The sequence below is a fragment of the Micropruina sp. genome, assembly GCF_047602385.1.
In the GTDB taxonomy this organism is placed as follows: domain Bacteria; phylum Actinomycetota; class Actinomycetes; order Propionibacteriales; family Propionibacteriaceae; genus Micropruina.
This window is the reverse complement of sequence record NZ_JASGHL010000004.1, coordinates 158,934-173,006: the sequence shown is the minus strand read 5'-3', so window position 1 is coordinate 173,006 and position 14,073 is coordinate 158,934. Positions and strand designations below refer to the sequence as shown.

12 protein-coding genes and 1 riboswitch are annotated in these 14,073 nt (G+C 70.4%); of the genes, 7 read left to right on the top strand and 5 right to left on the bottom strand.

Annotation, left to right across the window (positions count from 1 at the left end):
• The 6 genes from QM711_RS13870 to QM711_RS13845 all read left to right on the top strand — a co-directional run bounded on the left by QM711_RS13870 (position 1) and on the right by QM711_RS13845 (position 5,877).
• Positions 1-612, top strand: coding sequence for a hypothetical protein (locus tag QM711_RS13870; protein ID WP_415100318.1), 612 nt, complete (start codon positions 1-3; stop codon positions 610-612).
• Positions 613-825: 213 nt separating this feature from the next.
• On the top strand, positions 826-1,248 hold the full coding sequence (locus QM711_RS13865; protein ID WP_415100316.1) for a GNAT family N-acetyltransferase: 423 nt from the start codon (positions 826-828) through the stop codon (positions 1,246-1,248).
• A 261-nt stretch (positions 1,249-1,509) separates the two neighbouring features.
• A riboswitch (TPP riboswitch) is annotated at positions 1,510-1,632 on the top strand.
• A complete protein-coding gene (locus tag QM711_RS13860) occupies positions 1,627-3,042 on the top strand; it encodes a purine-cytosine permease family protein (RefSeq protein WP_415100314.1) in 1,416 nt (471 codons plus the stop codon). It overlaps the preceding riboswitch by 6 nt.
• Before the next feature lie 252 nt (positions 3,043-3,294).
• Complete coding sequence (locus QM711_RS13855; RefSeq protein WP_415100312.1) at positions 3,295-3,564, top strand: ribbon-helix-helix protein, CopG family; 270 nt, start codon at positions 3,295-3,297, stop codon at positions 3,562-3,564.
• A gap of 394 nt (positions 3,565-3,958) precedes the next feature.
• Positions 3,959-5,293: an MATE family efflux transporter gene (locus QM711_RS13850; RefSeq protein WP_415100310.1), complete on the top strand. Its 1,335-nt coding sequence runs from the start codon at positions 3,959-3,961 to the stop codon at positions 5,291-5,293.
• Between the two features lie 152 nt (positions 5,294-5,445).
• Positions 5,446-5,877: a hypothetical protein gene (locus QM711_RS13845; RefSeq protein WP_415100308.1), complete on the top strand. Its 432-nt coding sequence runs from the start codon at positions 5,446-5,448 to the stop codon at positions 5,875-5,877.
• Between the two features lie 27 nt (positions 5,878-5,904).
• On the opposite strand, the gene QM711_RS13840 is transcribed toward QM711_RS13845, so the two are convergent.
• On the bottom strand, positions 5,905-6,264 hold the full coding sequence (locus QM711_RS13840; protein ID WP_415100306.1) for a VOC family protein: 360 nt from the start codon (positions 6,262-6,264) through the stop codon (positions 5,905-5,907).
• 141 nt (positions 6,265-6,405) lie between these two features.
• On the opposite strand from QM711_RS13840, the gene dxs reads away from it, so the two are divergent.
• Complete coding sequence (gene dxs / locus QM711_RS13835; RefSeq protein ID WP_415100304.1) at positions 6,406-8,346, top strand: 1-deoxy-D-xylulose-5-phosphate synthase; 1,941 nt, start codon at positions 6,406-6,408, stop codon at positions 8,344-8,346.
• Positions 8,347-8,649: 303 nt separating this feature from the next.
• Here dxs and QM711_RS13830 read toward each other — a convergent pair whose 3' ends face one another.
• The 4 genes from QM711_RS13830 to QM711_RS13815 form a co-directional block, all read right to left on the bottom strand.
• Entirely contained in the window at positions 8,650-10,350 is a 1,701-nt protein-coding gene (locus tag QM711_RS13830) for a hypothetical protein (protein ID WP_415100302.1), read from the bottom strand.
• Positions 10,347-12,110: a PQQ-binding-like beta-propeller repeat protein gene (locus QM711_RS13825; protein ID WP_415100300.1), complete on the bottom strand. Its 1,764-nt coding sequence runs from the start codon at positions 12,108-12,110 to the stop codon at positions 10,347-10,349. The genes QM711_RS13830 and QM711_RS13825 overlap by 4 nt, the downstream gene beginning before the upstream one ends.
• A gap of 79 nt (positions 12,111-12,189) precedes the next feature.
• Entirely contained in the window at positions 12,190-13,443 is a 1,254-nt protein-coding gene (locus tag QM711_RS13820; RefSeq protein WP_415100297.1) for an HRDC domain-containing protein, read from the bottom strand.
• The gene (locus tag QM711_RS13815; RefSeq protein WP_415100295.1) at positions 13,440-14,030 is read right to left on the bottom strand and encodes a DUF3000 domain-containing protein; all 591 of its coding nucleotides are present in this window, start codon (positions 14,028-14,030) and stop codon (positions 13,440-13,442) included. Before QM711_RS13815 ends, QM711_RS13820 begins: the two co-directional genes overlap by 4 nt.
• Between the last annotated feature and the right edge of the window lie 43 nt (positions 14,031-14,073).

The window sequence follows — 14,073 nt, the reverse complement described above, 5'->3', positions numbered from 1 at the left end:
TTGGCCAAGCGGTTGGACAAGGCGGAACGCGCCCGCCGGGAGCGCGAGATCGCGGCGCGTGCGGCGACCGTGGGCAAGCCACGTCCGACGGCCCCGAAGCAGGCGCGTCCCCTCGCCCGGCCGAAGGCGAAGCCCGCGGGTGTCGTCCGTGCCGCCCAGCGCGGGATCGGCTCCGAGTTGGCCGAACGGGCCGCGTGGTCGATGCTGGCGGCGCTGGCCGCGGTGGTGGGGGCCGGCCTTGCGCTGGCCCTCGGCGGCGCGCTGCTGCCGGTGCTGTGCCCCGGCGACAACGGCAGTTGCGGGCTGGGCTGGATGGTGCTGATCGGTATGGCCGGCTACCTGCTGGCGATGCTTCCGGCGTCCGCGATCGGCCGGCTGGGGATCTGGTTCTGGGTGGCGTACCTGGCCGGCTACTCGCCGCTGATGATGATTGCCGCGGTCGGTGAGTGGTGGTGGTGGACGGCGCTGGTGCTGTTGCCACCGGTCGCGGCCATCGCCAGTGCACCGCTGGGGCACGAGAAATTGCCCGCCCAGCAACGCTTCGGTCTGCTCGGCCTGGCCGCGGTGGGTCTCGCCCTTGTCGTCTGGTGGTACGGATTCGCCGCCGCCTGAGCCGTTCTGTTGTTCAAGACGTCCTTGGTTTAGGCGAGCCCAACCACCGTTGGTCGAGCTTGTCGAGACCTCCTCAGCGTGGACGGCGTCCCGACTCCTCGTCATCCCGGGCTTGCCCCGGGATCTCCGACCGGGCGAAGCGGCAGCGACTGGCGGGAGCCGACCCATCTCGATCTCGGGGTCGCTTCGTGGGTGCCCATAGGGTCACTGCGCATGAAGCGAGACGTGCTGGCTGAGCTGTACCCGCCACTGGGGCTCACCGTGACGGCGGACGGAGTCGATGCGACGAGCTTTGCCAAGCTCCGGGTGGTGAGTTCTGGGTCTTACCTGCGGCTGGACGCGCAGGGGCGCGGTATCGGCACGCTGATGCGGCAGATGATCTTGGTGTTGGCTTTCGATCATCTTGGCGCGCTGAGGGCAGAATCGAGCGCCGCCGTCGACAACAAGGCGTCGTTGGCCGTTTCCCGTCACTGCGGCTATCGACTGGACGGCGTTCAGGTGGCGATGAACGGTGAGCGGCGAATCGAACTGCAGCGTGTCGCGGTGACGCCCGGCACCTTCATCCGTCCACGGGCTGAGGTCAGCGTCAGCGGGCTGACCTCCGAACTGAGACGACAGTTGGCCGTCGGCGAATAGTCCCGAGTGGTCCAAGGACTTTGTGAGCCTGAACTGAGATCCCGGCTTCCGGGGATGCCCGCGCGAACTGGGTCTCGATCTCGGGATCGTGCCAGGATTTCGCGCTGGCCACACGATTTCGCGCTGCAACCCGAAATCGTGTGGTTAGGCCGTCACTTCGTGACGATGTCGAGATCGTGACGAGCTGCCTCAGCCAGCGGTGAGTGCTGGAGAAGCTGAGACGGATGCGGTGCCGTCCCGGGGCCGCTAGCGTGTCCTCACCAACAAAGCTTCGGGAGCTCGCACCAGATGGCGGGCTGAGAGGGCGGAGTGCTGAGCGCGGGTCCGCCGACCGACTGAACCTGTCCGGGTAATGCCGGCGTAGGGAGGTTGCGCCCCATGGCGACGTCCGATCCGACCATCGTGTCCACCACAAGCCAGCGCGTCGTCACCGACGAGCGCGTCGAGGCGCCGGTGGTGCTCACCGACAGCCCACCGCGTCCGCTGCGGTTCTTCGACCAGTTCGCGATGTGGGCGAACCTCGGCATCAGCCTGTTCGGACCGCTGACGGGCGCGCTGATCGCGGCCACCACCGGCTCGGTCTGGACGGCGATCGCCGCCATCGTGCTCGGCTGCGGCATCGGTGCGGCCCTGCTCGGCACCTCGGCGGTCTTCGGCGCGACCACCGGCGTGCCGGCGATGGTGTCGCTGCGCGGGCTGCTCGGACGCCGTGCCTCGGTCGTGCCCACGCTGCTCAACATCGGCCAGAACATCGGCTGGGCGACCATGGAGATCATCGTCATCGCGACCGCCGCGACCGCCATCGTCGGGGACGCCTGGCGCTGGCCGTTCGTGCTGCTGGCCGGCGCGGTGGCGACCGCGATGGCCGTCCGGCCGCTGGGCAGCGTCCGACTGCTGCGCAAGGTGATGGTCTGGCTGGTGCTGGTGGCCTCGGTGGTGCTGTTCGTCCAGGTGCTGATCCGGCCGGCCGGCGAGATCAGCCAGGACGCCGTGCTCGGCTTCTGGCCCGCGGTCGACCTGGCGGTCGCCGGAGTGGTCTCGTTCGCACCGCTGGCGGCCGACTACAGCCGGCACTCGCGCACCCGCCGGGCCGCCTTCTGGGGCTCGGCGCTGGGCTACGGACTGGCCGCCGTCGCCTACTACACGCTCGGGGTTCTCGCCGTGGCCCACCTGGGTGCGACCGACGTCCTGGGTGCGCTGATCGCGCTGCCGGCCGGTGCGGTGGCGCTCAGCATCCTGCTGATCGACGAGGTGGACGAGGCGTTCGCCAACGTCTACTCGACGACGATGTCGATCCAGAACCTGGCGCCGAATCTCGACCGGCGGGTGGTCGCGGTCGCTGTCGGCGTGCTGGCGACGCTGCTGGCCGGCCTGCTCGACTTCGGCCAGTACCAGTCCTTTCTGTTCCTGATCGGATCGGTGTTCGTGCCGCTGTTCGCCGTAGCCGCGGCCGATTTCCTGATCGTGAGCAAGGGACGCTGGGACGTCAGCGAGTCCTCCCGGCTGCGTTGGGCGCCGGTCGTGGCGTGGGCCGGCGGATTCGTCGTCTATCAGCTGATCAACCCGGGGATGGTTCCCGGATGGTCGTCCTCCTGGGTGGAGCTGGCCTCGGCGATCGGGTTCGTGGCGCCGTCCTGGCTGGGGTCGTCGGTCGCTGCGATCGGTGTTCTCGGCCCTGCTGATGGTGCTGCTGGGACGCCGTCGGTAGTGCCCCGGCCACCAACCTTCGCCCGCTGCGCGACGCCCGGACGGCGACTCGCTGCGTCTCCTCAGTCGCCAGACAACCCGGTATGACTCCTTCGTCGGGCTTGCGAGGCATCCGACCGGGCGCCGCTCGCCAGGCGAACGTTGGTGGCCGGAGCACTGTCCGCCGCGGCACGACGCCAGAGTGCATCCGATGGCGCGACCTGGTTCATTCCTCGGCCCTGCTGCGACGAGTCCTGCGGCGCAGGTGGGCGTCGGCCGGCATCAGCCCGATGCCCACGAGACTCGACGCATATCGCACATTTCGTATACGGAAAGATGTGTTTCGTATACACTAATCCTGTGAGCGATCGCCTTCTGCATGGCAAGCCGGTAACCGACGAGCAGATTCAGGCCTGGGCTGATGAGGCCGAAGCCGGCTACGACCTGTCCAAGCTCCCAAAGCCGCGTCGTGGGCGCCCGTCGTTGGGTGATGGGCCCGGCGTGGTCGTGCCCGTCCGACTCGATGCGGCGACACTTGCCGCATTGACCGCGCGAGCCGAGGCCGAGGGGATCGCGACCCGCTCCGACGCGATTCGGGCTGCAGTGCGCGAGTGGACGCACGTTGCCTGAGCTGCACCGTTCTGCCCGCAAGCACTACCGCCGTGACCGGCTCGACGATGCCGCTGTCCTCTACGCGGCCGCTCACGTGCTGTATTCACGCCCGCTCGATGACGATGATCCCGCCGCTGGCTAATGCTCGGCTCCGACCCGGCGGGGCGTCTCCTTGAACTCGTTGCGCTGACCTTTGATGATGGCCACGAGTTGATCATTCACGCCATGAAGGCTCGCCCGAAGTACCTCGACGAAATCTGATCGGTATCACGTCGGGAAATCGGACGCTTCTATTCCGGATCCCCGGCTGGGCGTCCCTGGGCGGAGCACCCCGCAGATAGGACGTGGCCTGTAAGGCGGAGCCTTTCGGATGTCGCACTCCCGGCGCCCGGATCGGGGTTACGTTGATCCGGTGCGCAATCCCACGCTGACCCGGCAGATCCTCGGTCTCGCCGTCCCGGCGTTCTTCGCGCTGGTCGCGGAACCGATGTTCCTGCTGGTGGACTCGGCGATCATCGGGCACCTCGGGACGCCGCAACTCGCCGGTCTCGGAGTGGCCGGGTCGGTGCTGGCCACCGCCGTCGGGGTGTTCGTGTTCCTCGCCTACGGCACCACCGCCACGGTGGCGCGGGCACTCGGCGCCGGTGCCACCGACCGGGTGATCTCGGCGGGAATGGACGGCACGGTGCTCGCCGCCGTGCTCGGCGTGCTGGCCGCCATCGGCGTGGCGCTTGGTGCCGAGCCGTTGTGTGCGGCGCTCGGTGCCGACGGCGAGGTGCTGCAGCACGCGAGTGTTTACCTGCGGATCTCGGCTCTGGGGCTGCCCGCGATGCTCGTCGTCCTGGCGATCACCGGGGCGCTGCGCGGCGTCCAGGACACCCGGACGCCGCTGATCGTCTCGGTGGCCGGCTTCACCCTGAACGCGGTGCTCAACGTCGCGCTGGTCTACGGCCTCGGCTGGGGCATCGCCGGGTCGGCCTGGGGGACCGTCATCGCCCAGTGCGCGATGGCGTCCGCCCTGGTCGCGGTCTGGTTCGTGAGGCTCCGGGCGTCCGGCGCCACACTGCGGCTGCATCCCGGTGGGGTGCTGGCCGCCGCGGTGAACGGCGTCCCGCTGATCGTCCGGACGCTGGCGTTGCGCGCCGTGCTGCTGCTGACCACCTGGGTCGCCGCGTCCTTGGGGGAGGTGCCGCTGGCAGCCCATCAGGTCGCCTTCACGGTGTGGACCCTGCTCGCCTTCGCCCTGGACGCGCTCGCCATCGCCGGCCAGGCGCTCACCGGCAAGGGCCTCGGCGCGGCGGACGTCGCGGGCGTCCGGGAGGCGACGGCGACCATGGTCCGGTGGGGGATCGTCGGCGGCGCGGTGGTCGGTCTGGTGGTCGCGGCGTCCGGCCCGCTGGTGGCGCCACTGTTCTCGGCGGACTCGCAGGTTCAGGCGGCGGTGATCGCGGCGCTGATCGTCGTCGGCGTCGGCCAACCCGTCTCCGGCTACGTGTTCGTTCTGGACGGCGTGCTGATCGGCGCCGGCGACGCCCGCTGGCTGGCCGTCGGGATGGTGCTGGTGCTGCTCGGCTACCTGCCGGTCGTCGCGGTACTGCGGCTCAACGCGGACGCCCTGGCCGCGCAGGGTCCGGTGGTAGCGACCGTCGCTCTCTGGTTCGGCTTCACCGCTTTCATGGCGATCCGGGCGCTGATGCTGCGGCTGCGGGAGCGGGGTGACGCCTGGCTGGTCACCGGCGCGGGCTGACCCTGCGGCCGGTCGAGCTTGCCGGGCCTCATTCCTGGGATGGTCTCGACAAGGTCGACCGACGGGGGCCGCACCATCCAGCTCCGCCTCTGGACGAAGGTCATCGGGTCGTCTACAATCGAACAAAAGTTCGATAATGACAGGAGGCGGCGATGCGAGCAGAACATCCCTGGCCGCGGGCCGAGCGACGAGAGCCCAACGGCTTCGCGCCGCCCGGTTGGCCCGAGCGTGTCCGTCCGCCGGGGGCCCCGGACTGGGAGTTGACCGCTGTGGAGTTCCTGCTGGACTGCTGTCCCGCCGACTACCGCCGGTACCGGCTGCTGCGGCGGCACCCGGTGGTGCTGGCCCGGTTCGCCGCGGTTTTCGTCGAGGCTCACGAACGGGCGAGTCGGGACGGGCTTGCCGAGGTCAGGGTTGACTTGACCGGCCACGTCGAGCCGGAGGTGATTGCCGGTGCTGTCGAGGTCTGGTCGCAGCAACTGGCGCACCTGGCCCGGATGCGCCGTGAGGTGGGGATGGTCGAAGACGCGTTGCGCGGACGGCGTTTCGTTCCGACGATGGGGGCGCTGTCCCCGACACGGTGACCGGGTTGGGACCGGTGCGGGATCGGCTCAGGCGCTGCCCAGGTCGAACTCGTTGCCCTCCGGGTCGAGCATCCGTACCCAACGGATCGAGTCGCCGATCGCGCCGTCCCCGATCCGCTGCGCACCGAGTGCGACCAGTCGGTCCACCTCTGCGGCGAGGTCGGGCACGTGCAGATCCAGGTGCATCCGGTTCTTGCCCTGTTTGGGTTCCGACACGCCCTGGATCAGCATCATCGGTCCCCTCCCGCCCTCAGCAGGGGTGAGGACGGCGTACTGCTCGACGCTGTCCAGCCGCCGGTAGCGCAACGCCTCGCACCAGAACGGCGCCAGCGCGTCCGGGTCGACCGAGTCCAGCACGATGACGATCTCGACGTCCGGTGTGGTCATCTGTTCCTCCTGGTGGCGCGGCCGTTGGCTCAGCCTGCCGGTTGCGCGGCCCGGTGCCAAGAGGACTTCTTCGCGCGCCCCGGGCGCCGCACCCGCACGTCCGAATACTCCCTCGGCGCGGGCGAACGTAGACTCATGGCCATGCCGTTGCTCGATCGGATCACCCAACCCGCCGACCTGCGCGACCTCAAGCCCGCGGAGTTGGAGCAGTTGGCCGGCGAGATCCGGGCCTTCCTGATCGAACACGTCTCGCGCACCGGCGGCCATCTCGGCCCGAACCTCGGAGCGGTCGAGCTGACCATCGCGCTGCACCGGGTGTTCGACTCGCCGCGCGACCCGATCATCTTCGACACCGGCCACCAGAGCTATGTGCACAAGATCCTGACCGGACGCCAGGCCGGCTTCGACACGCTGCGGCAGCCCGGCGGCATGTCCGGGTACCCGAGCCGGGCGGAGTCCGAACACGACTGGGTGGAGAGTTCGCACGCGTCCTCGTCGCTGTCCTGGGCGGAGGGCTTGGCCAAGGGTTTTGCGCTGCGCGAGGTGGACGACCGCACGGTGGTCGCGGTGGTCGGCGACGGCTCGCTGACCGGCGGGATGACCTGGGAGGCGCTGAACAACATCGCCGTCGAACCCGAGTTGCGGCTGGTGATCGTGGTCAACGACAACGGCCGCTCCTACACCCCGACCATCGGCGGCTTGGCGAACCGGCTGCGCGGCCTGGGTCAGCAGCTCTCCGCGATCCGCACCGACCGCCGCTACGAACGCACCCTGGCCACCATCAAGCGCTGGGTCAGCCGGACGCCGGTGGTCGGCGAGCCGACCTACGAAGTGATGCACGGCCTCAAGGCGGGCATGAAGGACATGCTCGCCCCGCAGGGCATGTACTCCGACCTCGGCATCAAATACCTCGGCCCGATCGACGGCCACGACCTCGGTGCGCTCGAACGGGCGCTGGAGCAGGCCCGGCGCTTCGCGGGTGGGCCGGTGATCGTGCACTGCCTGACCCAGAAGGGACGCGGGTTCGCGGCCGCCGAGGCCCACGAGGAGGACCGATTCCACGCCGTCGGACCGATCGACCACGTCACCGGCACGCCGCTGGGCACCTCCGCGCCGCGCACCTGGACGGACGCCTTCGGTGAGCAGCTGGCCCGGATCGGCGCCACCGACGACTCGGTGGTGGCGATAACCGCCGCGATGCTGCACCCCACCGGGCTGACCCGGTTCGCCCGGCACTTCCCGCACCGCACCTTCGATGTCGGCATCGCCGAACAGCACGCGGTGACGTCCGCGGCCGGGCTGGCCAGGGCCGGACTGCACCCGGTGGTCGCGCTGTACTCGACCTTCCTGAACCGGGCGTTCGATCAGGTGCTGATGGACGTCGCCCTGCACGGCGAGGGGGTGACCTTCGTCCTCGACCGGGCCGGAATCACCGGGGCGGACGGCCCCAGCCACCACGGCATGTGGGATCTCGGCCTGCTCGGGTTGGTGCCCGGGCTGCGGCTGGCCGCGCCGCGCGACGAGCAGCGGCTACAGGAGGCGTTGGAACTCGCGGTCGACATCGACGACGGACCCAGCGTGCTGCGGTTCTCCAAGGATCCGCTGCCGGCGCCGCTGCCGGCGGTTAGGGCCGAAGGCGACGTCGACGTGCTCTTCGAGGACGGCGACCCACGGGTGCTGGTGATCGGCTGGGGGCAGTTCGCCGGCATCGCCGTCGAGGTCGGCAGCCGGCTCGCCCAGCAGGGCATCGGCGTCCGCGTCGTCGATCCGGTGTGGGCGCTGCCGGTGAGCGCCGACCTGGTTCGGTTGGCGGGGGCGCATCAACTCGTGGTCACCATCGAGGACGGCGGCCTGGCCGGCGGGCTGGGCTCCCGGCTGGCCCAGGAATGCCGGCTGGCCGGAGTGTCGGCGGACGTCCGGGAGTTCGGCATCCCGCAGCGGTTCATCGACCAGGGCACCCGGCCGGGCATCCTGGCCGACCTCGGCCTGACCGCCCAGCAGATCGCCCGGTTCGCCACCGAGGCGGTGCTGTCCGGCGAAGCTCAGCCGTCCATCGCTGCCGAGACCGGGCCGCACGCCTGAGCTGGTGCTCGCCCTCGCTGTCCGGGTGGACTCCGGGCTGCGCGGTTAGTCACACCTAGCCAGGCGGCTGACGCATCGCATTCAGTCGATGCCTGGCATCCCATCACGCCGGCCATCGGGCAGGCGTCCCGGGGTGATTGGCGATCTCGACATCGCGTCCGGATAGAGGGAAACCTCGCCGATCTCGTGTCGTGACTCGAAACTCGTGAGGTTTCCCTCGAGCGGCGGGCGATCTCGACATCGCCAGCCCTTGGGTAGTACTGACCAAAGCGATTTCCCAAGGCGTACCGAGAGAGCAAGCGGCTAGCCGAACACCGGACGCGACGGCGCCAGCGCGATGGCCAGACAGCCGATCACTGCGGTGAGGAACAGCGGCGTGCCGAGCAGGAAATCGCCGAGGTCGGCGAAGACCGCGATGTCCTGGCTGGACCCGCTGCTCCGGGTGAGTGCGACATAGGCGGCCGACGTCACTGCAAGCAGGGAGTTCGCGCAGTACAGCAGCACCCGGCCCGGGACCGGCCATTTGGGCGTCCCCTCCTGGGTGATGTCGCCCTCGGTCAGCAGCCGCAAGACCAGGCCGAACAGCACCGCGCCGATGCCGGTGAAGCCGAGCGCGGCACTGACCGGATCATCCAGAATCGAGCGGTGCGGGAAGACCAGGCACAACACGATGGCCGAGCTCAGCGCCGCCGAACGGAGCACCGTCAGCCGGCCGGTCAGCGCGGTCACGCCGGCGGTCAGCAGCAACAATGCCAGCAGCAGCATCGACATCTGATCGACGTCGTTGTCGGTCCAGCTCTGGATGCCGAACGATCGCAGCAGGTTGAACGCGGTGAGAGCGGTCAGGCAACTGAGGAACATCGCCGCCCAGGGCCGTCCGCGGCGGGCGAGCCGAAGGGTCAGCAGCAGCCCGGCCAGCGCGATGACCAGCCGGCTGATCGACAACGCGCGGTCCGTCCCGGCCAGCGTCAGGAAGCCGTCGGTGGACGCGAACAGCCACTCCGGACCGGCGAACCGCCCGATCTCGCGCAGCACCAACAGCGGCGGCGAGACCAGCAGCTGGGCGACCAGGGTGATCGCGATCAGGTAGTTCAGCCGGGTCGAGTCCTCGTCCAGGTCGCTCCAGGACGGCGCGCGGCCGGCGATGCCGAGCACCAGCGCGATCAGCGATCCGGCCAGCACCAGACAGGCTGCCGAGCCGATCCAGCCGTCCGTCCCCGACTCCTGGTCCGGGACCGCGGCGACGAGCTGGGCGACGGCGGCGGCGACCAGGATGATGCCGGCGCCGCGCAGCGCACCCTTGGGCAGCGAGCGCAGGCTGGAGGCCACTGCGGCGAATGACGCTCCGACCGCGATCTGGGCCAGTGCCGCGCCGGCGACGAGGAAAGCCGGGACCGCCAGCGGCCCCATGAAGCCGAGCGCACCTTCGGCCAGGGTGCCGCGGATGTCGACGTTGAAGCCACGCAGGCTCGAGCTGCTGGCCACCGGGGCGAAGAAGGCGACACCGATCGCGAGGGCGATCACCACGAACTCCCACCAGGCGAAGGCCGAGCGCCAGCGGGCGATGGTGATCACCAGGAGCACCAGGACGCTGACCAGGCCCGGCAGCAGGCTGAGCGGGTCGGAGATCGCGGTGACGCTCATCGACAGCAGCACCGCGATCGTGACCATCAGTGAGATCAGCTTCACCCACCAGGGCAGATGCAGCGCGGCGGTCTGCAGCAGCGCCAACGACAACAACGCACCGGCGACGCACAACCAGGCGCCGAGGTCGGGCAGCGTGAAGCCCTGCGAGGTGATCAGCAGCACATCGGCCGCGCGCAGCGGACCGGCGAAGACCACGGCCGCCCCGACCGCCACGTAGAGGGTGAGGGACGCGGCCACGATGGCGGCCAGGCCGGTGGGCCAGCCCGCGGAACGCGGGCGCCCCTCCTGGACGGGCTGGACGATGGTGAGCCAGACCAGGTCCCGCAGCACGGCGGCCAGCCCGCTCAACGTCCTCACTGTCGCACCTTCCGATAGACGAAGTCGCCGAAGAACATCACCGGCGAACCCTCGATCGCTGCCAGCATCGCGCCGGGCGAGGCCAACAGGTCCGGCTCCTGGGTGACCTGAGACGCCAGCTCAGTTCCGGTCAGGTCGTAGAGCTTGATGCTGGTGCGGTCGGTGAACACCACGCGGTCGCCGACCACCAGCAGATCGGTCACCCGGAACGGCGCCGCCCACAACGTCCGGCCGTCGTCGGGCGCCAAAGCCAACACCTGGTCGGACTGCCGGATGAGCACCCGGTCGCCGGCTGGAGTCATCGACCAGCGGCCGCCCGGGACCGGCCGCCGCCAGAGCAGGCTGCCGTCGTTCAACCGGTAGCCACGGACGAACCGGTCCTGACGGGATGCGACCACCACCACTGCGCCGAGGACGGCGAAGCTCTCCGGCTGGTCGAGTTGCAGGGTGTCCTTCACGGTGCCGTCGGCGGCGAAGGTGACCAGGTTGCCCGCCTGATCGAGCACGGTCACGGAGTCACCGGTGACCGATGGCGTCAGGCGGATCTCGTTCGGAGTCGAACCGGTCCAGGCGATGCGGCCGGTGGCGAGGTCGAACGCGGTCACCGATCCGTCCAGGGCTGTCACCACCGCCAGGCCGGCCAGGCGGGTGATCGGGACGGCGCTGACGTCGTTCAGCGCGGCCTGCCACAGGAACTGGCCGTCGGCGCCGTAACCGACCACCCGGCGTTCGGTGGTTGTCACCACCATCACCGAGCCGGCGCCCAGCATCGAGGTGATGGTGCCGCCCGGGTGGGCGGTCCAGCGCGGGTCGGCGCTCTCGTCGCCGTCGGCCGCGCGGGCAATCACGTCACGCGCCACCTCGCCCGGATAGGCCACCAGTCCGTTCGAAAGCACCGCGGGACGCACTGTGTATCGCACCGACCGCAGCAGCCGGCGCCGTTCGAAGGACCATCCGCCGTCCAGCGTCGGCGGCGACGGAACGGACGGCGTCAGGCTGCCCACCCAGCGCGGCGGCCGGTCGACGGCCACCCGCTCGATGCCGTCCCGGCGGCTGGCCGTGATGCCGCGCCCGGGGCACCAGGTCAACTCGCTCGTGGTCACCGGCTCGCGGGCGATGGTCAGCCGGCTGGCGGCGACGACGCAACCGTTCTCGACCTGCCGATTGGTGACTTCGGCGTGGTAGGGCAGGGTTCTGGTCACTGTCAGGCCGGTGGTCCCGCGCTGGATGGTGCCGGTGGTCGTCCAGGACTGGTCGGTACCGCCACGGAGCAGCGCCAGGCCCGGGGTAAAGGCGGTGAAGCTCGTCGGTCCGCTCTCCACCCGCAGTTCCAGCCCGTCGGTTCCCACCGCGAACAGGTAGCTGGCGCGATTCGCCACTCGGCCGGACGGGTCAGCGGTGACCGAGTTCATCCGCGTCCAGGTGGTGGCGGTCAGAGTTTCCAGATCGGGCCCGGCCAGCAGGAAGGCGGCAGGTCCACCGGTCAGCGGGGCCAGGCCGCCGAGCGTCGCCCACTCCTGCACCTCGTCGGGCGCGTTGGCGCTGCCGAGCACCACCCTGCCCCCCGAGGGCGGCAGATAGCGCATCACCGGGAAGCCTTGGCCGCTGTTCGGACGTCCGATCACCGCTGCGGAAGTCACCAGCGCCAACACGACAGTGATGCTCAGCAGCGAGGCGATCCAGGACCGTCGCCGCTCGGGAGGAGGTGGTGGCGGCTGGTTACCGAACACACCGCTCGGCCAGTGGCCCGGATCTGACACCCGCTCACTATAAGAGGTTCCGCAGCCCTACCTGTGGAACCTCTGAGCAGAGAGTGGCCGGCCCTCATGCACCGGACGGTCAGGACGCGGTGAGCCGCTCGAGGATCAGCGGAACCAGCAACTCGCGCTGCCAGGGCCGCACCAACTCGGCCGCCAGCGCGGCGTCCACGTCCTCCGCGGTCAGCTCGGGAGGCTCCCAGAGCAGCCGGCGCAGGGCGTCCGGGCTGATCAGGTTCTCCACCGGCAGGTCGAGTTGCTGGGCGCGCTCAACCACCGCGGGCCGGACGGCGTCCCAGCGTGCGGCGGCCTCGGGATTGCGCATCTCCCAGGTGCGGGTCGGCGGCGGTCCGTCCGGTGCGAGTTGGCGGGCCGGCAACTGTTCCCGGGTCAGCGCCGCCACCCGGTCCAGCGCGGCCAGCCAGCGGGCGCGGTAGCGCGACGGGGAGCGCCAGGCGAACTCGGGCACCGCGGCCAGATCGGCGGGGCCGAGACGCCGCACCTCGGCGGGATTGGCCCGGGCCGCCAGCGCGCTGATCGCCCGGTCGGGTAGCACCTTGCCGGGCGCGCGGTCCATTGAGGACGCCAACTGGTCGCGCACCTGCCACAGTTCCCGGACCACGGCCAGTGCCCGCGGCGTCCGGACGGCGTGCAGGCCGGAGGTGCGCCGCCACGGATCGGTCCGGGCGGGGGCCGGAACCCCGGCCCGCTCGACCAGATGGGCGAACTCCTGGGCTGCCCATTCGGCCTTGCCGGCGGCCTGTAGCCGGTCATCCAGCCAGTCCCGCAGCTCGGCCAGCAACTCCACGTCGAGAGCCGCATAGTTGAGCCATTCCTGTGGCAGCGGACGCCGGGACCAGTCCGCCGCCGAATGCTCCTTGCGCAGGGTGAGCCCGAACGCCTCCTCGATCAGGGTGCCGAGCGCGACCCGCGGCATCCCCAGCAGCCGGGCGGCCAGTTCGGTGTCGAACAGCCGGCGGGGCAGCAGCTTGACCTCGGCCAGGCAGGGCAGGTCCTGGGTGGCGGCGTGCAGCACCCACTCGGCGTCCGCCAGCGCGTCGGCCAGGTCGCTGAAGTCGGCCGGCTGGTCCTCGGAGGTGAATGGGATCGGGTCGAGCAGGAAGGTGCCGGCGCCGGCGCGGCGCAGCTGGATCAGGTAGGCCCGGGCCGAATAGCGGAAACCCTGGGCACGCTCGGTGTCGATGCCGACCGGGCCGGTACCGGCGACCAGCGCGGCGGTGGCCGCGGCCAGTCCCTCGGGGTTGTCGGTGACGTCCGGGACGCCGTCCGCGGGCGTCTCCAGGACGACCAGGTCGTCGGCGGGCTGCTCGGTCACCGGCGCCGCCGCGCCGACATCACCACCACGCCCTCAGGCAGCGGGGGCAGGCCAGCGGTGGTGCACAACAGCTCTGACCAGCTCATCAGGTGCCGGGTGATGTCGTCCGCGGAGGTCACCAGCGGCGTCCAGGAGGCGCGGATCTCGATTTCGGCGCGCGGCGGATCGGCCTCCATCGCACCGAAGGCGCGGGACGACACGGCGGTCACGGTGCCGCTCGGCGCGGTGTAGCCGGCGTGGTAGCGGTCCAGTGCGTCGGTCAGCCAGGACCAGCCGACCTCGGTGAGCAGCGGGTCGACGACCATTTCGGCGTCCACCTCAGCGCGGGCGTAGGTGACGCAGCGGAAATCGCCGTCCCAGGAGGCGTTGCCGGCCGGGTCGTGCAGCAGCACCAGGCGTCCGTTGCCGAGATCCTCGCCGCCGGAGACAACCTCGGCGGACACCGCGACCGCGTGCGGGGCGATCCGCTGCGGCGCGGGGATCTCTTCGATCACCAGTTCGGGGCGCCAGTGCATGGCCTGCAGCGCAGCCACCGCGTCGTCGAACAACCCGGGACTACCCGCCATGGTCTTTCGCGCTCCTCCCACGCAGGCGAATCTAGCCGTGGGATCGCCGACCGCCCGGTGGACG

Coding starts and splice junctions, on each gene's coding strand:
- QM711_RS13865 (WP_415100316.1), top strand. CDS start 826: ATGAAGCGAGACGTGCTGGCTGAGCTGTACCCGCCACTGGGGCTCACC.
- QM711_RS13860 (WP_415100314.1), top strand. CDS start 1,627: ATGGCGACGTCCGATCCGACCATCGTGTCCACCACAAGCCAGCGCGTC.
- QM711_RS13845 (WP_415100308.1), top strand. CDS start 5,446: ATGCGAGCAGAACATCCCTGGCCGCGGGCCGAGCGACGAGAGCCCAAC.
- QM711_RS13840 (WP_415100306.1), bottom strand. CDS start 6,264: ATGACCACACCGGACGTCGAGATCGTCATCGTGCTGGACTCGGTCGAC.
- dxs (WP_415100304.1), top strand. CDS start 6,406: ATGCCGTTGCTCGATCGGATCACCCAACCCGCCGACCTGCGCGACCTC.